Annotated in this window: 24 protein-coding genes; 23 read left to right on the top strand and 1 reads right to left on the bottom strand. The window is 58.9% G+C overall.

Translation table 11 applies throughout. From position 1 onward, the window contains the following. Positions 1 to 146 precede the first annotated feature (146 nt). The gene (locus tag COA65_09050; protein PCJ57880.1) at positions 147 to 563 is read right to left on the bottom strand and encodes a hypothetical protein; all 417 of its coding nucleotides are present in this window, start codon (positions 561 to 563) and stop codon (positions 147 to 149) included. Between the two features lie 194 nt (positions 564 to 757). Here COA65_09050 and COA65_09045 point away from each other — a divergent pair, with 194 nt between their 5' ends. The 23 genes from COA65_09045 to COA65_08935 all read left to right on the top strand — a co-directional run bounded on the left by COA65_09045 (position 758) and on the right by COA65_08935 (position 16,585). Further along, a complete protein-coding gene (locus COA65_09045) occupies positions 758 to 1,057 on the top strand; it encodes a transcriptional regulator (protein PCJ57883.1) in 300 nt (99 codons plus the stop codon). Between the two features lie 2 nt (positions 1,058 to 1,059). Continuing rightward, a complete protein-coding gene (locus tag COA65_09040) occupies positions 1,060 to 1,845 on the top strand; it encodes a hypothetical protein (GenBank protein ID PCJ57879.1) in 786 nt (261 codons plus the stop codon). Beyond that, a complete protein-coding gene (locus COA65_09035; GenBank protein PCJ57878.1) occupies positions 1,845 to 2,303 on the top strand; it encodes a DNA transposition protein in 459 nt (152 codons plus the stop codon). Before COA65_09040 ends, COA65_09035 begins: the two co-directional genes overlap by 1 nt. Further along, positions 2,300 to 4,450 (top strand): hypothetical protein, encoded by a 2,151-nt coding sequence (locus COA65_09030; protein PCJ57877.1) that lies wholly within the window; start codon positions 2,300 to 2,302, stop codon positions 4,448 to 4,450. The genes COA65_09035 and COA65_09030 overlap by 4 nt, the downstream gene beginning before the upstream one ends. 2 nt (positions 4,451 to 4,452) lie before the next feature. Continuing rightward, a complete protein-coding gene (locus COA65_09025; protein PCJ57876.1) occupies positions 4,453 to 5,169 on the top strand; it encodes a hypothetical protein in 717 nt (238 codons plus the stop codon). Next, on the top strand, positions 5,170 to 5,769 hold the full coding sequence (locus tag COA65_09020) for a hypothetical protein (protein PCJ57875.1): 600 nt from the start codon (positions 5,170 to 5,172) through the stop codon (positions 5,767 to 5,769). Further along, positions 5,766 to 6,137, top strand: a complete 372-nt coding sequence (locus tag COA65_09015) for a transcriptional regulator (protein PCJ57874.1) — start codon at positions 5,766 to 5,768, stop codon at positions 6,135 to 6,137. The genes COA65_09020 and COA65_09015 overlap by 4 nt, the downstream gene beginning before the upstream one ends. Positions 6,138 to 6,139: 2 nt before the next feature. Continuing rightward, positions 6,140 to 6,391 carry a hypothetical protein gene (locus COA65_09010; GenBank protein PCJ57873.1) on the top strand — a complete coding sequence of 84 codons (252 nt, stop codon included), beginning with the start codon at positions 6,140 to 6,142 and terminating at the stop codon, positions 6,389 to 6,391. Next, the gene (locus COA65_09005; GenBank protein ID PCJ57872.1) at positions 6,388 to 7,104 is read left to right on the top strand and encodes a hypothetical protein; all 717 of its coding nucleotides are present in this window, start codon (positions 6,388 to 6,390) and stop codon (positions 7,102 to 7,104) included. Before COA65_09010 ends, COA65_09005 begins: the two co-directional genes overlap by 4 nt. A 126-nt stretch (positions 7,105 to 7,230) precedes the next feature. Then, positions 7,231 to 7,758 carry a hypothetical protein gene (locus COA65_09000; protein PCJ57871.1) on the top strand — a complete coding sequence of 176 codons (528 nt, stop codon included), beginning with the start codon at positions 7,231 to 7,233 and terminating at the stop codon, positions 7,756 to 7,758. A gap of 51 nt (positions 7,759 to 7,809) precedes the next feature. Next, positions 7,810 to 8,193, top strand: coding sequence for a hypothetical protein (locus tag COA65_08995; protein PCJ57870.1), 384 nt, complete (start codon positions 7,810 to 7,812; stop codon positions 8,191 to 8,193). After that, on the top strand, positions 8,190 to 8,957 hold the full coding sequence (locus COA65_08990) for a hypothetical protein (GenBank protein PCJ57869.1): 768 nt from the start codon (positions 8,190 to 8,192) through the stop codon (positions 8,955 to 8,957). Before COA65_08995 ends, COA65_08990 begins: the two co-directional genes overlap by 4 nt. Then, positions 8,954 to 9,133, top strand: a complete 180-nt coding sequence (locus tag COA65_08985; GenBank protein ID PCJ57868.1) for a hypothetical protein — start codon at positions 8,954 to 8,956, stop codon at positions 9,131 to 9,133. The genes COA65_08990 and COA65_08985 overlap by 4 nt, the downstream gene beginning before the upstream one ends. Next, entirely contained in the window at positions 9,120 to 9,521 is a 402-nt protein-coding gene (locus tag COA65_08980; GenBank protein ID PCJ57867.1) for a helix-turn-helix domain-containing protein, read from the top strand. Before COA65_08985 ends, COA65_08980 begins: the two co-directional genes overlap by 14 nt. Positions 9,522 to 9,622: 101 nt before the next feature. Next, positions 9,623 to 10,117, top strand: coding sequence for a hypothetical protein (locus COA65_08975; GenBank protein ID PCJ57866.1), 495 nt, complete (start codon positions 9,623 to 9,625; stop codon positions 10,115 to 10,117). Continuing rightward, positions 10,114 to 10,755 (top strand): hypothetical protein, encoded by a 642-nt coding sequence (locus COA65_08970; GenBank protein PCJ57865.1) that lies wholly within the window; start codon positions 10,114 to 10,116, stop codon positions 10,753 to 10,755. Before COA65_08975 ends, COA65_08970 begins: the two co-directional genes overlap by 4 nt. Continuing rightward, positions 10,755 to 10,976: a hypothetical protein gene (locus COA65_08965; GenBank protein ID PCJ57864.1), complete on the top strand. Its 222-nt coding sequence runs from the start codon at positions 10,755 to 10,757 to the stop codon at positions 10,974 to 10,976. The genes COA65_08970 and COA65_08965 overlap by 1 nt, the downstream gene beginning before the upstream one ends. After that, a complete protein-coding gene (locus COA65_08960; GenBank protein PCJ57863.1) occupies positions 10,961 to 11,329 on the top strand; it encodes a hypothetical protein in 369 nt (122 codons plus the stop codon). Before COA65_08965 ends, COA65_08960 begins: the two co-directional genes overlap by 16 nt. Continuing rightward, a complete protein-coding gene (locus tag COA65_08955) occupies positions 11,326 to 11,673 on the top strand; it encodes a hypothetical protein (protein ID PCJ57862.1) in 348 nt (115 codons plus the stop codon). Before COA65_08960 ends, COA65_08955 begins: the two co-directional genes overlap by 4 nt. Before the next feature lie 10 nt (positions 11,674 to 11,683). Further along, positions 11,684 to 12,241 carry a hypothetical protein gene (locus tag COA65_08950; protein PCJ57861.1) on the top strand — a complete coding sequence of 186 codons (558 nt, stop codon included), beginning with the start codon at positions 11,684 to 11,686 and terminating at the stop codon, positions 12,239 to 12,241. After that, positions 12,241 to 13,857: a hypothetical protein gene (locus COA65_08945; protein ID PCJ57882.1), complete on the top strand. Its 1,617-nt coding sequence runs from the start codon at positions 12,241 to 12,243 to the stop codon at positions 13,855 to 13,857. Before COA65_08950 ends, COA65_08945 begins: the two co-directional genes overlap by 1 nt. A gap of 2 nt (positions 13,858 to 13,859) precedes the next feature. Then, positions 13,860 to 15,311, top strand: coding sequence for a portal protein (locus COA65_08940; protein PCJ57860.1), 1,452 nt, complete (start codon positions 13,860 to 13,862; stop codon positions 15,309 to 15,311). A 2-nt stretch (positions 15,312 to 15,313) separates the two neighbouring features. Beyond that, a complete protein-coding gene (locus COA65_08935; protein ID PCJ57859.1) occupies positions 15,314 to 16,585 on the top strand; it encodes a phage head morphogenesis protein in 1,272 nt (423 codons plus the stop codon). Positions 16,586 to 16,944 lie beyond the last annotated feature (359 nt).

Raw genomic sequence — 16,944 nt, 5'->3', positions numbered from 1 at the left:
ATTTTTTCGATAGTCTTGACGGCGCGCGCACGATGTAGACGGTACTGGTCTTTCCAGGTGGTCTGAGAAAAATGCGCCGGCGTCGCAGACGCAAAAACGGCCGATAATTCGCTTTTGATAAAGTTCTTTCTGCTCATCCTCGGCACCTATGCGGCCAGACGAATGAGCTGGATGACCGTTTCCCGGTCGACCGCGCCTTCTTCCTGAAACAGTTCGAAAGCGAGGGCTATGGCGCGCGCCTTTTTCGCCGGCGTCAGCTCAAGCCCTCGTTCAAAAAGCAGCTCTTCAATTGCGGTAATAACGTCTTGCAAAAGGGCCTCGTTGAGTGGGCCGCTGGTCGCAACAGCGCCGCCGGATGGCTGTTCTTCCCCCGCGCCGGTAATCAGCCACTCCAAAGACACCCCGGCGGCCTTAGCAACCGCCGCAATCCCTCTGGACTTTGGCTCCGTTCCTGCAAGCCAACTGGCAAGCGTCCGCTCTTGCACGCCAGATTTCTTAGCCAGCGCGCGAATCCCACCACAAAGTTTGGCGGCGTGTCTCAGGCGAACTTGCGGTGTGAGCATCGGCTAATAAATATCCAAAGATGAATTGGGTAAAAACCATTTAAAACAATAGGATAGGGGCTAATATGCACCTTTATTCATGCAATCCAGGCAATATCTGAATATTTATGTTGATATTGTATGAAAAATTATACATAGTCGGTAACTCTAGTGAATTAAAACAGCCCTAAAAAACGGCCTGAGGCCGCATGAAAATGAAAACGATTAAAAAGCCCCAGCAGGACTGGCACAAAGCCGACATCATCGCGGTTGTGCACAAAAGCGGCACAAATCTGCGGCAACTCGCGCTCGCCGCCGGCTATTGCGAAAGCGCCTGCAGGGTCGCCCTGATCAGGCCCTGGCCCGCCGTTGAGCGCATCATCGCCGCGCGTATCGGAAAGCCTCCCGAGGCAATCTGGCCTTCACGGTATCACCCAAATGGCAAGCCTAAAAGACCCTCGAAGGGTAGCAGGTGGACCGGGCCTGTCCATGCCAAAAACAGGGAGGCCGCGTAAACATGAAAGACATCAAAAGCATCAATATTTCGGATATTGCGGTTCAAAACCGCCTGCGCCCCGCCACGGTCGAGGCGGTCAAGGCCCTGGCCCTGGATATTGGCAAGCGCGGCCTGCGGCAGCCCATTGAGGTGTCGGCCAGCCTGCGCGGCGATAAAAAATACCGCCTGGTCGCGGGGGCGCACCGCCTTGCCGCCTGCAAGCTGGCCGGTCAGGACGAAATCGCGGCCTTTATCGTTTCTGGCACAGAGGTTGAACTTCGCCGYGCYGAAATTCTGGAAAATCTGGCGCGCAACGAATTGTCCGCSCTGGAGCGCGCCCAGTTCCTCGCCGAACTGAAACGTCTGTTTCAGGAAGCCAATCCGGACGCCAAACACGGCGGAAACCGGACAAAAAAGCAAGATGCCAAGTTGGCATCTTGGTACGCGGATGTTGTCCTGCGGTCCGAGCGGGGGTTGCGCACAATCAAGCGGGATACGGCCATCRGCGCGCGGCTTTCCCACGCGGCGGCTGAAATGATGCGCGGCACCGAWTTTGAGGACAATCAGMGRGAATTAGAGGCACTTTCCAAGCTGGAACCGGCCACCCAGAAGAAGGTGGCCGCGATCCTCACAGATTCAAAAAACCCGGCGCCATCGGTTGCCTTCGCGCGCAAGATTATCGAGGGCCATACCGCCCCCAATCTGTCCCTGGAAGAAAAGCAGTTTCAGATATTGGTCAAAGCCTGGGAGCGAACCAACCAGAAGGCCCGAACCCTCTTTAAACAGCACATTGAGGATCATGGCTGATGCGGTCCAGGGACACCGACACCCTGGATCTACTGGACTGGCAGCCGCCGTCGCCGGTGGTGCGGTTCTCTGAAAAAACGGTGCGCGCCGCTTCCTTGCGCGATCGCATCGCAAAGGCGGTTTCGGCGACGCTGACAGAGAGTTCCCTCAGCCGCGCCGAGATATCCAAAAGCATGTCGCGCTGGCTTGGCGAGTGCGTCACAAAAAACATGCTGGATGCCTATTCCAGCGAATCCCGAACCGATCACAATATTCCCTTTATCCGCATCATCGCCCTGGCCGTTGCCACCCAGGACGCGCGCATTTTGCAGCTGGCTGGGGATCAGATGGGCCACAGCATCGTGCCCGACCATTATCTCACCTGGATCGAGGTCGGCCAGCTGGCCGACAAGCAGGAAGAATTGAAACGTCGGCTGGCCATCGCGCGCAATGTGGCGCGCAAAGGCGGCGCGCTATGAAAGAATGGCTGACGCCCGCCGAAATCGCCGGGATGAACCTGCCGGAAATTCCGGCTTCGGAACGTGGTGTGCGGTTGATGGCAGATCGCGAAGGCTGGCAGGACCGGCGCAGCGTTGCCGGCGTGAAGCTGGCGCGGCGGCGCAAGGGCCGTGGTGGCGGATATGAATATCATTATTCGGTTCTGCCATCGAAAGCCCAGGCCCGGATCGCCATCGAATTAAACCCTGAAACGACGAAGCCTGCCGCGCGGAAAATTTTATCAACCGACGCGGCCTGGGCTTTTTTCGAGGGGCTGCCTGACACGCGCAAAGAGACGGCGCGCGCGCGCCTTGAAACGCTTGATGCGGTGCTGACTTTGGAAAAAGGGGGCTTTCAGAAGGCCCTGGCCGTCGCCACGGTGGCGCAGCATTCCGGCAAGGGAAAAAGTTCCATTTATTCCTGGTTTGATCTGGTCACCGGCGTGCCCCGCGCTGACTGGCTGCCGGCACTGGCACCGCGCCATGCGGGCCGGGTCAAGACGCAGCCCTGCGACGCGTCAGCCTGGGAATTTTATAAATCCGATTATCTGCGCGCCGAGCGCCCGACAAGCCGGTCCTGTTATCGCCGCCTGCAACGTGCCGCCGAAGATCAGGGCTGGAAAATCCCGTCGCAGCGCACGATGGAGCGTCGCGTTGAAAAGGAAGTTGCACCTGCGGTCGTTACCCTGGCGCGCCACGGGGTCGACGCGTTGAAAAAAATGTACCCGGCCCAGGAACGCGACCGGTCTGGTTTTCATGCGCTCCAAGCGGTCAATGCCGATGGCCATCTGTGGGACGTCTGGGTCGAATGGCCCGACGGGACCATCGCGCGGCCGATGATGATTGCCATCCAGGATCTTTATTCCGGAATGTTTTTAAGCTGGCGGTTCGACCGCAGCGAAAACAAGGAAGCGGTGCGCCTTGCCATCGGTGACATGGTCGAGGACTTTGGAATTCCAGAGAGCATCTATCTGGACAATGGTCGCAGCTTCGCATCGAAGTGGCTGACCGGCGGCATTGCCAATCGGTTCCGCTTCAAAATCAAAGACGAAGAGCCTGTAGGTCTTCTAACCCAGCTTGGCGTCAACGTGCATTGGACGCTGCCTTATTCCGGCCAGTCCAAACCGATTGAGCGCGGGTTTCGTGACTTTTGCGCCGACATCGCGAAAGAGCCTGAATTTGAAGGGGCATGGACTGGCAACACGCCCTTAAACAAGCCTGAAAACTACCGTTCAAAGGCCGTAAAACTGGATGTTTTTATCCGCGTCGTCGACCGTTGCATTGGCGAGCATAACGAGCGACCTGGCCGTCTGGCTGCCGCCTGCAAGGGCCGGTCTTTCGCAGAAACGTTCCGGCAATCCTATCGGACCGCGCCCATCAAAAAAGCGACCGACGAACAGCGGCGTCTGTGGTTGCTGGCTGCCGAAGGTGTGCGCGCCGCCAGCCGCGACGGCGTCATCAAGCTGCTTGGAAATCGCTATTGGGATGACACGCTTGCCGCCCATCGCGGCCAGCCGTTGATCACGCGCTTTGATCCCGACAATCTGCACGACGGCCTGCATGTTTACCGGCTGGACGGTTCCTATCTGTGCTTTGCCGATTGCATCGAAGCCGTTGGTTTTGCCGACGCCGCCGCCGCGCGCGATCACGGACGTCAACGCCGCCAATGGATGAAGTCTGCGAAAGGCCTGCTGGACCTTCATCGCACGCTGACCGGAAAAGAACTGGCCACCCAGCTGCCGACGCCAGAAAATCTGCCGCCGGTGGAAAGCAAAGTCGTGCGCATGGCGACGTCGAGCGACGCCATGGCGCGACTGGGGGCGAAAGCCGAACCTGCGCCGCTTTCTGACGAAGATCAGGCGGCAGCGGATGCGGCCTGGGCAGCGCTTAACAGCGACGACGCCGGCGCAGACAACGTCCACATCCTGCCGTCTGCCGCTGCGGCCCGGCCCTATTTCGACACCGACGCGGATTTTGCCCGCTGGATCATCGCAAACCCGGATAAAGCCGACGCATCTGAAAAAGAGCGCGTCGCTGAACTTCTCGAAAATCCGTCCTTCCGGCTTTTGCTGGGCGCGGATGTCCCGCCGCCGGATAAACCGGCCAACATCAAAACAATTGGAGGCTAGACGTGAGGCCAAAATTTGTAAAAACAGCGAATGTCGATCGCTTTCTGGCAGCCGCCGCATCCCTCGATGACCGGGGCGCACCTGAGGCATCAATCATCATGGTTCAGGGCAACGCCGGCCACGGCAAGAGCCGCGCCGGCCAATGGTGGGCGGTTCAACACGATGCCGTCTTCCTGCGCCTGAAAGCTGCTGCAACGCCCCATTGGGTGCTGACCGATCTGGTGACGGAACTGGGCGAAGCGGCCCCGGCCCATTCCTGCGAAGGGCTGTTTGCCCAGGCCACCGGCATGCTTGCCAAGAACCCGCGCCCGATTATCGTTGATGAGGTCGAAAACGCCTTTAACGACATCAAAACCCTGGAAAGCATTCGCGATATTTCTGACCTGGTCGAAATCCCGCTTGTGCTTCTGGGTCGCGAATGGGTGTGGAGCAAGCTTCGCACCAAGCCGCAATTTCGCACACGCATCGGCGCGCGCGCCGACTTTCTGCCGGCCACGATGAAGGACGTGCAGCTGTGCTTCGACGAATTATGCGAAGTGCCGGTGACGCCTGAGGTGATTGAGCAGGTTTTCCGTGAATCGGAAGGGCACATCCGCGACATCGTCAAGGCCATCGCCAATGTTGAGCGGATTGGGAAACGTAACAAGGGCCAGCAGGTTGCCCTGGACCACATCAAGGGCAAGACCCTTGTCCACGATTTTCAGACAAAGGCGGCGTGAATGACGACGCTCACCAACCAGCTGCTGGAACGGATGCCGCCGCCCGGCGCGCCGGTAACGATCAAGGAGATGGCCTATTTGCTGGAAGCCACCCATCGTCGCATCGTCCATTCGATGGATGTGATGCGCCGGCGCGGTCTGGTTGAACGCGTCACCACAGGCTGTTACCGGCTGACCGCCATGGGCGAGACGGCGCGCGCGGCTGGGCGGAAAATTACCTCTGGCCCCCGCCGCCCACACACCGGGCGGCGTTCCGCTGCCCCGCACAGTTTTCAGTCGAAAATCTGGCGCGCGTTGCGGCAGCTTGAAAAGGCGACCGTGCCGGAAATCCAGTCGCTGATGGATGGTTCATCGCGGCCCGGCACCAAGCGGCCGAGCGGTTGCGTTCAGCGTTATCTGAACTTCCTGACCCGTGCCGGGTGGGTGATGAAGCTGAAACACCGGCGGCGCGGAACGGCCCCGACGTCGCCCGGCCACGTCGTTTATCTGCTGGTTAAAAACACCGGGCCGACGGCCCCATATTTTTCCCAAAAAAACGACGCCCTGGTGGACCCGAACACGGGTGAAATCCACAGCCTTCGCGAACGGAAAATTGCATGAAAAAATCTATTTCCAGAGATAGCGCACAGGCCGCATGGGGCAAGCGGCTGCCGGACTGGGTCTTGGTTCTGGCAGAAGAATGTGATCGCACCAGCCAGAGCCGCGCGGCAATCCGGATTGGCTACACGGCAGGCACAATTAATGCGGTCCTCAAACACTCATACAAAGGCGATTTAGGGGCCGTTGAACAGGCGGCGCGCGGCAGCCTGATGGGCGCGACGGTGGAATGCCCCGTCGATGGCGAAATTACCACGGACAAATGCATCGCCAATCAGCGGCAGAAATTTACGGCCACGTCCAATCGGCGCATCCGCCTGTGGCGCGCGTGCCGGGGTGGCTGCACCCATTCACGAATCCCAGGAGAGTGATGATGTTGAGTAAAAATCTGACGTCTTTAGTGGAACGATTTGTTGAATTCAAAGCAACCGGCGTTGCGATGGGCGGTGCCGAGGTGGAAAGCCTGGTCGCAATACTGACGACGGCGGTCGAAGACGCAAAGGCGCTGGAAAGCGGCCAGGTGCCGGCCAATCTGCGCCTCGCCGACGGCGACCTTGGAAACAACGTGGTGCGCCTTGCACCCGCCCATCGCGCCATCCCAGCCGTTCCGGGAGACGCCGCATGACCGTGACGGTTGGCGCAATCAAGCGCCATGTTGCTGCGGCCTTCAATGTTCCGATGGACGTAATGGACGGTCGCCAGCTTGGTACAGCCATCGTCCGGCCGCGACAGGTGGCGATGTATCTGTGTGCCACGATGACCCAGCATTCGCTGCCGGAAATCGGCCTCATGTTCGGGGGCCGCGATCACACAACGGTGATCCATGCGGTGCGGCGCATTCGCGAATTTCTAGAAAATGATTTCGAGTTTGCCAGACGCATACTGGCCATAAAAATCAAGTTGCCTCACGGCCGTGGAGCCAACGGCGGGAAGGTTGTCAAAACCGCCGCCACGATCAGCCCATACGCGAAGCTGGCGGGTGAGGGCAAGACCAACGCCGGCGGCATCGTGCAGCTGCTGGTGTCCCCCAGGGGCAAATGGACGCTGATTGAAATCACGGGCAACACGTCCCGGATGATTGCCTGCGGTCGCGGCTGGTCGGTGCCGGATGCGCCTGCCCTGCACGAGGCGGACCCAACGCCGAAAAAACCACGCAGTGGGGAAGCGTGGCGAGATATCTCCGGCAATGGCAACCACGCCTATCCCAACGCCGCGCGCGGTGGGGCGGGGCTTCGGACCTGTCTGAAATGCGGCAAGCAATTTCCAAGCACCGGCTGCGGCAATCGCCGCTGCCGGCCATGTGCCAAGGAGCTCTACGCTGAAAGGACCGGCACATGAAGCGGCGGAACATGAAACGTGTGATCCGGTTGCGGAACCGGATTTATCCCCTGGCGCTGCATCTTTTGGTGGGGTCGATGTGGCGGACAATCAAACGGGCGTTTGGAGCCTGGAAGGAAATTTAAAATGGCGATTCGAAAAAAACTGAAAGCCCCGGCCTTCGAAGACATGAGTATTAAAGAGGCCGAAGCGCTGCTGGCGCAGGTGGGCGAGCAACAACGCCTTGTCGGTGTCATTGAAGCCACGCGCGACAATCACCTGACAGCGATTAAAAAGAAGGCGTCGGAAGAGCTGGCACCTTTGCGCAAAAACCTGACCGCCATGACAAAGCGCCTGACCATGTGGGGCGAAAAGCACCGGGCGGAAATCTGCCGCGCCGGAAGCAAAACCGCCGTGCTGTCCACCGGTGAACTGATCTGGCGGCTGGACCCGACAAAGGTTTCCATCAAAGACAGCGCCGCCGTGATGAAGCGCCTGAAAGAGTTGAGGCTGAACCTGTTTATCCGGATTCGTGAAAGCATCGACAAAGAGGCGATGTTGAAAGACCGCGAAAAAGCCGAGGCCGTCGAAGGCGTGACCTTCGTCCAGAGCGAGCAGCTGGAAGTCCGTCCTCTGGAAAGCAAGCCGGAAACGGCCGGCGACAAGGTTTCGTGATGAAGGCGCCATTGATCATTTGCGGCAGAAGGTCAGCAAAGGAGAAAAAGCATGACGGCCCTTAATTTCCATAAACGGTTTGCGTTGATCGTTGAACGTGGGGAAAAACTTCAAACCATCCGCAAGCTGCGCAAGGACGGCACCTTCCCCTGCACTGTAGGAGGTGCCATTCAACTATATACGGGCATGCGGTCAAAAAATTGCCGCAAGCTGGGTGATGCCGTCTGCACGATGGCGCGCGAAATCGTGATAAAGGCAAACGGCACCGTCAAAATATCGGGTGTGTGTCTACATCATCTGAGCGTTGATGATTTGGCCCGCGCAGACGGGTTTAAAAATTCTTCTGAAATGTGTGGCTGGATCGGGAGCATCTATGGATACCCATTTCGCGGCCAGGTCATTGAATGGTCGTTGGTGAAAGGGGCTGGCGAATGACGGCCTTGCGGAAATACGCCACCACGCCCGTGCGACGCGGGCTGATTGCAAAAATCAAAATCGGGCAGAAACAGCTGGGCATCGATGACGACGCCTATCGCCAGATGCTTGAAAATCGCTATGGCGTCCGGTCGGCGACGAATTTGATCATCTCCGATCTGGAAGATCTGCTGAATTGTTTAAAGGACAAGGGCTTTAAACCCAGCCGTAAACCCAGCCGTGCCAAATCTGCGCCCAGGCGTGCGGGCTCCAGGCCACTGGCGGTTCAGCCACTGGCCAAAAAAATCCGGGCGCTTTGGCTGAACCTCTACCATTTGGGCGTGGTTTTGGACCCGTCCGAAGAGGCACTTGCGAAATACGTCAAGCGCATGTCGGGGGCCGACGCGCTGCAATGGCTGGATGCGGCCCAGGCCGATCGGGTGATCAAAGCGCTACGCGGCTGGTGTGAACGAATTGGCTTTCACCTGCCGGACAGTGAAGCGATCGAGGCAATCCACAGCCTTCGGGCCGACGCCGGCATGGCACCCTTAAAAAGCGCCGCCGGATTTGCCGCCAAGGTCGCCCTGATAAAATGTCAGTGGGAAGCGATCGGCGGGTCGCCGTCCGGTGTCGGCGCCTGGCTGGCCCGGCGCGCGTTTTCAAACAATCCAAAGCGCCTGGAAGAAGACCCCATTTTTATGGATGAAGCGGCGGCGGATTTGGCCATCGAGGCCTTGTCCGCAGCGCTGCGGGTTCCGGGCGTAAGAGGAATGGAAATCCGATGACACCCGAGCGCGCCATCCGTGAAATTATCGCGCGATCCGATCTTTGCGATCTGTGCGGCCGGAATGTGCTGGTGACCGAGGCGACGCCCGAACTGCTGGATTATTTAGCCGGGTTTGAGGCCGATCAGGAAGATCGGGAAGAGAACGCAGATTTGGAAGACGATGACTGGATGTGAGCCGTTGCGATTTGCAAAATTCCCCGGCGTGCTGGCGCAGATTGCCGAGGCCGCAGGCGCTGGCGCGGCAATCAACCTTGCGCGCCGTTATGGCGGCACTGAAATTTCCATTCCCAAAAACCCGCGAGCCGATTCGCCCCTGGTCAAGGCGGTCGGCATGACGGCGGCACGCGCGATCGCGCGCGAAATAGGCCATGGCAGATTGCTGATCCCAATGGCAGGCCTTCGCGGCGAAGGTGCCCGGCGCGCCGAAGCGGCGAGGATGCTTTCCGGCGGCAAATCCGTGCCGATTGTCGCGCGTGCGGTTGGCGTTCATGAGCGCACCGTTCGTCGCATGGGCAAGCGCCTCCGCGAGGGTGCGGCCCTGCCGCTCTTTCCTGAAAATTAAACCCGTGGCATAATCGGGTTCCTCTGCCCGGCAAGTTTTCCGTCCGACCCTGACAATTGTCAGGGTCTTTTTTGTTGTCCTTCGCCTCCATACTTTTTCACATGGAACGCGAAATTTCACACCTTAGAGCCTATCTGCCGACAGACCGACGCTTGCCCGGTTTTTTACGCGTGTGGAACGAGAATAGCCATCACAGGCTTTACGACATCCCCTGTCGCGGCAAGGCCGACAACGCGCGCGCGGCTGCAAAAGGAAATCCTGAACGCGATCCGGCTTTGCCCTGGGGCGATCTGCCGTCGGGTGTCTACAAGCTGACGCGCGTCACCAGATATGATCCACCTCATCGCACCTTTGGTGCTACGGCCATTCTTCTTGACGGCTTGACGGGCGACGCGTTTTCGGCAGCAAAAAACGGCCGCACCGGCCTTGCCATTCATGGCGGGCGCGGCAGCGATCGGCTGATGGCCACCTATGGTTGCCTGCGCCTGTTTGACAGGGACATGGAACTCCTGACCGGCTTCTTTGGCAATGCGCTAATCCATCTCGAGGTGATGGACGTTGATGTCTGGCCGCCAGGCTATGTGGTGGCGGTATGATCGCCGCCCTTCTGGCCGCGTTGAAATTCGCACCCGCCGTGATGTCGGCGGGATCAGTCATTTATGAGGCTGTCACCGGCAGCAAGCTGTCCGGCGAGACCACGCCGGAAAAATTGGCTGACAAAGTCGCCGCATTGCCGGAAGGCAAGCGCGCGGACATCATCGAAAAAACCCTGCGCGTCAAAGCCAGGATGCAGGCCCTTGATACCGAGCGTTTCATTGCCATGGATGGCGACGCGGAAAAGCTTCGCGCCAGCGCGCGGCCGGAAATTGCCCGGCGCGCCATGGGCGTGATCGAGACCTTTTCGAATGCCATCAAAATCCTGTTCTGGATGACGGCGCTGGAATGGCTGGTGCGATCCGGCTTTGCCCTGGCGGGGAAACCCTTTCCGATTACCGATTCCATCTGGGATCTGGTTGCCGGGGCGGCCCCTGTGGCCGAGATGATCTGGGCCCCCTTGCTGGCCTCGTTCTGGGTCTGCGCCGACGTGATTAAAAAATACATGGGCTGTCGCGAGCGCGACAAATCGCAGGAATATGAAATCCGTGCGGGCGCGCCGCTCAATTCCTCTGCCGCCACGGTTGAGGCCGCCGGCGGCGCCGTTTCAAATTTAATCAAAGCATGGAAAGGCCGGTAATGGCAGATGTCATCGATCGCGCACAGGCGCTGGAAGAGCGTCAACGCAAAGCGGCCCTGGACGGGGTTCGCCGGCGCACAGGGACGCCTGCACAGGAAGTTGATAACTGCACCGATTGCCTTTGCCGGATTCCCCGCGCGCGGAAAAAAGCCCAGCCGGGCACGACACGCTGCGCGGATTGTCAGAAAGACACTGAGCGCCAGAAATGGGGCCGGGGCTGATGGAACCGTTTAACTGGGATGCGGCGCGGCTTTTTTTCGAAATCATCATCGCCGTGCTTGCCGGCGGAAATATTATTTATTCGGTCCTTGCGCGCCGCACCCAGGCGACCAAGGAGGAACTGACCAAAATGGATGAGCGCGCCGTCAAGCTGAAACTGCGAGTGGCGAAAATCGAAACGGAGCTGGATCACACGCCAACAAGGGACGCGCTGAACGCGTTGACCGCAAAATTCTCCGATCTTCACGGCGACATGAAGGCGCTGAACGCCAAGCTTGAAGGGATTAAGGATTTGCAGGACGTGATGCGCAGCCAGACCACCATGATCGACAGATTTTTGAGGGAAAGCAAATGAGCGGAAATCTCGAAGGCACCCGGCGTGAACGTTTTCTTAAAACGCTGAGCGAAAATCGTCGAATAGCCATTTTGTGCCTGTTGGAAGGCGCGCCTGCGTACACCATGAACGACGATACTTTATATCGCGGGCTGGCCTATAGCGCGCAGCCGGGAACCCTGGACCAGGTGCGGGCCGACATGGCCTGGCTGTCCGAGCAAGGCGTTGTCCGCCTTCGCTATCCTGATGACATCCTGGATGCCCGTGCCGGCCTGATGGCCGCCACGCTGACCGCGCGCGGAGCTGACATTGCCAAAGGCATGGCGACGATGCCTGGCATCGCGCGTCCATCACCGGATCTTTGAGGCCCATAAAATGGCCAATAAAAGCTCCGTTAAACAGCTTCCGGATGACGTTCTTTCCGAACTGAACAGGCTGATCGCCGAGGACCGGATGAGCCTGGACGATCTGGTCGCGTGGATCAACGCATGCGGACAGGACGCACCGTCGCGCTCGGCCCTTGGGCGTTATTCCAAAAAAATCCGGGAGGTCAGCGAAAAGCTGAACCAGTCGCGCGAAATCGCCGATGCGTTGATTCGTGAAATCGGCCCCGACGCGACGGAAAGCAAGACCGGGCGTCTGCTGGTCGAGATTTTGCAAAAGCTGACCTTCGACGTTCTGATCAACAAGGTCGATGGCGACGAAGAAAGCACGCCGATGGATTTGATGCGCCTGGCAAAAACCCTGAAAGAAATGTCGGCGGCACAAAGCATGGATGTTAATCGTGAAGCCAAGCTGATTCAGATGGCGGTCCAGAAAACCAAGGATGCCGCCGCCGGTGAAATCGACGCCGTCGCCGTACAGCAGGGCCTGTCGGCGGAAACCGTCGCCGCCATTAAATCCAAAATTCTTGGTGTTGAGGTCGCGATATGATGCCGGCACGCGCCCAGGAATTTCCCGAAGCGCTCCGGCAGGTTGGAAGCCACCTGCCGGATGTTCTTTTGCCCTATCAGCAAAAACTGCTGGCCACCACCGCGACCAATCAGGTCACCGTCTATGAAAAAAGCCGGCGCATCGGCGTGACCTGGGCCGTTGGCGCCGACGCGGTTTTATCGTCTGCGGCGGCAGCGATCGCCGGCGGCATGGACGCCCTTTACATCGGCTACAATCTGGACATGGCGCGCGAATTCATCGACGTCTGCGCCATGTGGGCCAAGGCGTTCGACATGGGTGGTTCGGACGTCGAAGAGTTTATTTTCAAGGACCGGGACCGGCAGGGCGACCGGGACATTCAGGCGTTCCGGATCAATTTTGCGTCCGGTTTTGAGATTGTTGCGCTGACATCCAAGCCCCGATCCCTGCGCGGCCGACAGGGCTATGTGATCCTGGACGAAGCTGCCTTTCACGATGATCTGGCCGGGATGCTGAAAGCGGCCATGGCGTTGCTGATGTGGGGCGGCAAGGTTTTAATCATTTCCACCCATGACGGCGATGGCAACGCCTTCAACCAGCTGGTGAACGACGTGCGCGCCGGTCGCAAGCCTTATGCCCTGTTGCGCACCACCTTTGATGAAGCCCTGGAGGACGGTCTTTACGAGCGTATCCGCCTGATTCTGGAAGCCAAGGGCGCGCCGGTAAAAAACAAGGAACAATGGCGGGCCGGCATCGTTGGGTTTTATGGCGAGGACGCCGATGAAGAACTGTTCTGCGTCCCGGCCCAGGGTTCCGGCGCGTTTCTGTCGGGCGCGTTGATCGAAAGCCGCATGACACCAGACGCACCCGTCCTGCGATGGGAAATGCCAGATGATTTTGTCATGCAGCCCGCCCATATCCGCAGCGCCGATGCGCTTGCCTGGTGTGAGGAAAATCTGCGTCCGGTGCTGGCGGCGCTCAACCCGGCAGAACGATCCGTCCTGGGCCAGGACTTTGCCCGCGTGGCCGATCTGACGGTTTTGTGGCCGCTTCAAATCGGCCTCGACCTTGTCCGCCGCACGCCCTTTGTTGTTGAAATGCGCAACATCCCTTTCGATCAGCAGGAACAGGTTCTTTTTTATATTCTCGACCGCCTGCCACGATTTTCAGGCGCAGCGATGGATGCCGGCGGCAATGGGGCCACCCTGGCCGAACGCGCAGCCCAGCGATATGGCTTTGGGCGCATTCAGCAAGTGATGTTCTCGGTCGACTGGTATCGCCAGAACATGCCCAAGTTGAAAGCCGCTTTTGAAGACGCGACGTTGCTGATTGCGCGCGACGACAACGTCCTTGGCGATTTGCGATCCATCAAAAAAATCGACGGCGTTGCGCGCGTGCCAAAACTGCGCAGGCAGGATGCCGGCAACAAGAACAAAAAGCGTCATGGGGACGCGGCCATTGCGCTGGTGCTTGCCTGGTTTGCCAGCCTCATGGAGCCGGTTGAAATTGAACATCTGACAACGGGCGAGACGCGCGTCTCTGCGGGTGCCTTCGATGAGATTGGTGCCCAGGGTCCGTCCTTTAATGACGCAGGCTTTGGTTCCGTGCGCGGTGGCCCGGATTTTAGAGGATATTGACGATGCATAAAAACCGCCCGACCCCACCTGTGTTTGATGAAATCGCTGCCTCCGGCGACGGCCTGGACCTTGGCGGCTTCACTGGCGAGATTGTGCCTTATTCCGATCCGCTGCTTGCCCGCCTTGGCGCGAATTTAAAACAATATGAGTCACTGGTTCGTGACGATCAGATTCAAAGCACGTTTCAGCAGCGCCGGCGTGCCGTCACGTCGAAAGACTGGGAGGTGACGCCGGGCGGCGACAGCGCCCAGGACATCGCGGCAGCAGATTTTATCAAGGAGCAATTGGCCCATATAAAATTCGACCGGGTCACCGACAAGATGCTGTGGGGCATCTATTACGGCTATGCCGTTGGCGAATGCCTTTGGACGCGCGACGGCAACCGGGTCGTGCTGGATCAGATTCTGGTTCGCAAGGCGGGCCGGTTTCGCTTTGACCGGGATGGCGGCTTGCGCCTGATGCGGCGTGGCGTTCAGAACGGCGTCCTCATGCCGGAACGGAAATTCTGGACCTTCAATTTTGGCAACGACACCGATGACGATCCTTATGGCCGTGGCCTGGCCTTCTGGCTGTACTGGCCGGTGTTTTTAAAACGCAATGGCATCAAATTCTGGGCGCTGGCTCTGGAAAAATTTGGCACCCCGACGACCCTTGGAAAATACCCGGCCGGGCAATCCACCGACGAGACGGCGAAGAAAAACTTGCTGGCCGCCGCCGCCGCCGTCAGCAGGGATATGGCGGTCGTGATCCCCGAAGGCATGTCCCTGGAATTGCTGGAAGCCCAGCGCCGTTCCGGCGGCGATCATCATTTGTTTGGCACCTATATGGACGGAATGGTTGCAAAGATCGTTCTGAGCCAGACCATGACGACGGATTCCGGATCGTCGCGCTCGCAAGCGGAAGTGCATCTGGATGTGCGTAATGATGTCATCAAGGGCGACAGCGATCTGATCTGTGAAAGCCTTAGCGACGGACCGCTGCGCTGGCTGACCGAATGGAATTTTCCAGGCGCGAAAACGCYCAAGGTGTGGCGCATCATCGAGGAAGAGGAAGATCTGCGCCAGTCGGCGGAGACCGACAAAATCATTTACGACATGGGCTTTCGGCCCAGTGAAGAATCCATTCAGGAAAAATACGGACCCGGCTGGACCCTCGCCGCGCAGCCCGTCGCCAAAGTGGAGCGAGCCAAAAACGCTGCCTTTGCCGAAGCTGCGCCGGACGATGCTATCGACAGCCTGATTGCGGCGCTGGCGCAGGATGATGGCTTTACAGAATTCATGGAGCCGATCGTCGGCCCGATCGAAAAGCTGGTTGAAGACAGCGCGTCCTTCGAGGAATTGACCGGCCGCCTGGCCGAAGCGATCAAGGGGATGGACGCAAGCAAGATGGCCGAGATGATCGCGCGGTCGCGTTTTGCTGCCCGGCTGGCCGGCGAGGTTGAGGCGGATCTGTAAATATGAAAATCAGACTGGCCCCGCTTGCTCCCAAAGAGGCGGTCAAATTCTTTCGTAAAAAAGGTTTGGCCGTCGGCTTTGACTGGCGCGACGTCTGGAAGGAAGAACACGCCGCCGCCTTTACCGTCGCCAAGGCCATGCGCGTCGATATTCTGGAAGACATTCGTGGCGCGGTCGACACGGCGATTGCCAAGGGCGTCACCTTCAACAAATTCAAGAAAAACCTGCGTCCCGTTCTCCAGGCAAAAGGATGGTGGGGCCGAAAAGAATTAATAGATCCGCTGGATGGCACGGCGAAGCTTGTTCAGCTGGGATCGGACCGGCGCTTGAAAACCATTTTCGATACGAATCTGCGCATGTCCTATGCCGCCGGCAGGTGGGAGCGCGCCCAGCGCGTAAAAAAGACGCGGCCCTGGCTGCGCTATATCGCCGTACTGGATGATCGAACCCGGCCGCAGCACCGGGATTGGCACGGTATTGTGCGCCCGATCGATGATGGGTTCTGGCAGACCCACACGCCGCCAAATGGCTGGAAATGCCGGTGCAGCTTTCAGCAATTGTCCGACCGCGATCTGAAGCGCTTTGGCCATAAGGTTTCAAAGCCGCCGAAGATCAAGACGCGCGAGTGGTTGAACAAGCGCACAGGCGAGGTGTCGAAGGTGCCGGTCGGGATCTCCCCCGGCTTTGATTACAATGTCGGCGAGGCGCGCCTGCGGGCGTTTACGCCGCCACCGCGAGGCGGCCTGCCGGCAAGCTTCCCCCCAGGCGTCCCCCTGCCGCCGTTGCCACCGGCGCGCAAGGCGTCGAAAAAGCTGCGGCTGCCGGACAATCTGAAAGACGAAGCCTATGTGGCAAAATTTCTGGCGGCCTTCGGGGCCAAGCGCGGCAAGCCCAAGATTTTTACGGACGTCGCCGGTGAAGATCTGATTATCAGCGAAAACCTGTTTCGCGACGCAACCGGTGCCATCAAGGTCAAAAAGCATGACCGGCACACACAGCTGTTGCTGTTGGCCGAAACCATCAAAGACCCTGACGAAATATGGTGGGTGTGGGAAGAGTCGCGCAAGCGCAAGAGTGTCTGGCATCTGCGCCGGCGATATATCCGCCGCTGGGCTGGGGACATCGGGGCCGGCATTTCGGTGTTCGAACATGGCCAGACCGGCTGGACCGGCGTGACGACATTTCCGGCCATGGGCGGTGGCCGACAAAAAAGCCTTGATTCATATCTTGGGAAACAGCGTCACGGCACGCTGGCCTGGCGACGCAAAAAATAAGCCCCGGCGGGGTCGGCCCGTCGAAGCCGGCATCGGGCTTTATGGGTAACCGCCGACCGGCTATGCCCGAATGCCTAGAATCGAACCATACCCCATCTTCTCTGAAAACCCCACCTTCCCGAAATAAGGCCCACAGGCGGCCATGAGGCCCTTGCAGGCACCCATGTGCCAGACGGGTCGGAGACACCGTTCAAAAGACCGTTTTATGGCCCGGCAAACGGCTTTTTAAACGTCTGGGAAAGGGCGGTTTGACGGTTGGCGGGGGAATGACGCCTGAAAAGAGGCTTTCCAATCGGACCCTGACAATTGTCAGGGGCGATCCGCTTTCAGCACCTCGGTAGCTTTGCATCATTCGCCGC

This window comes from Rhodospirillaceae bacterium, assembly GCA_002746255.1.
Lineage (GTDB): Bacteria > Pseudomonadota > Alphaproteobacteria.
Note: the sequence above shows the minus strand (reverse complement) of the source record. Positions and strands in the feature narration are given on the sequence as shown.

Excerpts from the sequence above, each read along its gene's own strand:
- COA65_08985 (PCJ57868.1), top strand. The coding sequence starts at position 8,954 with ATGACACCCGAGCGCGCCATCCGTGAAATTATCGCGCGATCCGATCTT.
- COA65_08995 (PCJ57870.1), top strand. The coding sequence starts at position 7,810 with ATGACGGCCCTTAATTTCCATAAACGGTTTGCGTTGATCGTTGAACGT.
- COA65_08970 (PCJ57865.1), top strand. The coding sequence starts at position 10,114 with ATGATCGCCGCCCTTCTGGCCGCGTTGAAATTCGCACCCGCCGTGATG.
- COA65_09010 (PCJ57873.1), top strand. The coding sequence starts at position 6,140 with ATGTTGAGTAAAAATCTGACGTCTTTAGTGGAACGATTTGTTGAATTC.
- COA65_08990 (PCJ57869.1), top strand. The coding sequence starts at position 8,190 with ATGACGGCCTTGCGGAAATACGCCACCACGCCCGTGCGACGCGGGCTG.
- COA65_09005 (PCJ57872.1), top strand. The coding sequence starts at position 6,388 with ATGACCGTGACGGTTGGCGCAATCAAGCGCCATGTTGCTGCGGCCTTC.
- COA65_08965 (PCJ57864.1), top strand. The coding sequence starts at position 10,755 with ATGGCAGATGTCATCGATCGCGCACAGGCGCTGGAAGAGCGTCAACGC.
- COA65_09015 (PCJ57874.1), top strand. The coding sequence starts at position 5,766 with ATGAAAAAATCTATTTCCAGAGATAGCGCACAGGCCGCATGGGGCAAG.
- COA65_08975 (PCJ57866.1), top strand. The coding sequence starts at position 9,623 with ATGGAACGCGAAATTTCACACCTTAGAGCCTATCTGCCGACAGACCGA.
- COA65_09020 (PCJ57875.1), top strand. The coding sequence starts at position 5,170 with ATGACGACGCTCACCAACCAGCTGCTGGAACGGATGCCGCCGCCCGGC.
- COA65_08935 (PCJ57859.1), top strand. The coding sequence starts at position 15,314 with ATGAAAATCAGACTGGCCCCGCTTGCTCCCAAAGAGGCGGTCAAATTC.
- COA65_08950 (PCJ57861.1), top strand. The coding sequence starts at position 11,684 with ATGGCCAATAAAAGCTCCGTTAAACAGCTTCCGGATGACGTTCTTTCC.
- COA65_09030 (PCJ57877.1), top strand. The coding sequence starts at position 2,300 with ATGAAAGAATGGCTGACGCCCGCCGAAATCGCCGGGATGAACCTGCCG.
- COA65_08960 (PCJ57863.1), top strand. The coding sequence starts at position 10,961 with ATGGGGCCGGGGCTGATGGAACCGTTTAACTGGGATGCGGCGCGGCTT.
- COA65_09000 (PCJ57871.1), top strand. The coding sequence starts at position 7,231 with ATGGCGATTCGAAAAAAACTGAAAGCCCCGGCCTTCGAAGACATGAGT.
- COA65_08955 (PCJ57862.1), top strand. The coding sequence starts at position 11,326 with ATGAGCGGAAATCTCGAAGGCACCCGGCGTGAACGTTTTCTTAAAACG.
- COA65_08980 (PCJ57867.1), top strand. The coding sequence starts at position 9,120 with ATGACTGGATGTGAGCCGTTGCGATTTGCAAAATTCCCCGGCGTGCTG.
- COA65_09035 (PCJ57878.1), top strand. The coding sequence starts at position 1,845 with ATGCGGTCCAGGGACACCGACACCCTGGATCTACTGGACTGGCAGCCG.
- COA65_09045 (PCJ57883.1), top strand. The coding sequence starts at position 758 with ATGAAAACGATTAAAAAGCCCCAGCAGGACTGGCACAAAGCCGACATC.
- COA65_09050 (PCJ57880.1), bottom strand. The coding sequence starts at position 563 with ATGCTCACACCGCAAGTTCGCCTGAGACACGCCGCCAAACTTTGTGGT.
- COA65_08945 (PCJ57882.1), top strand. The coding sequence starts at position 12,241 with ATGCCGGCACGCGCCCAGGAATTTCCCGAAGCGCTCCGGCAGGTTGGA.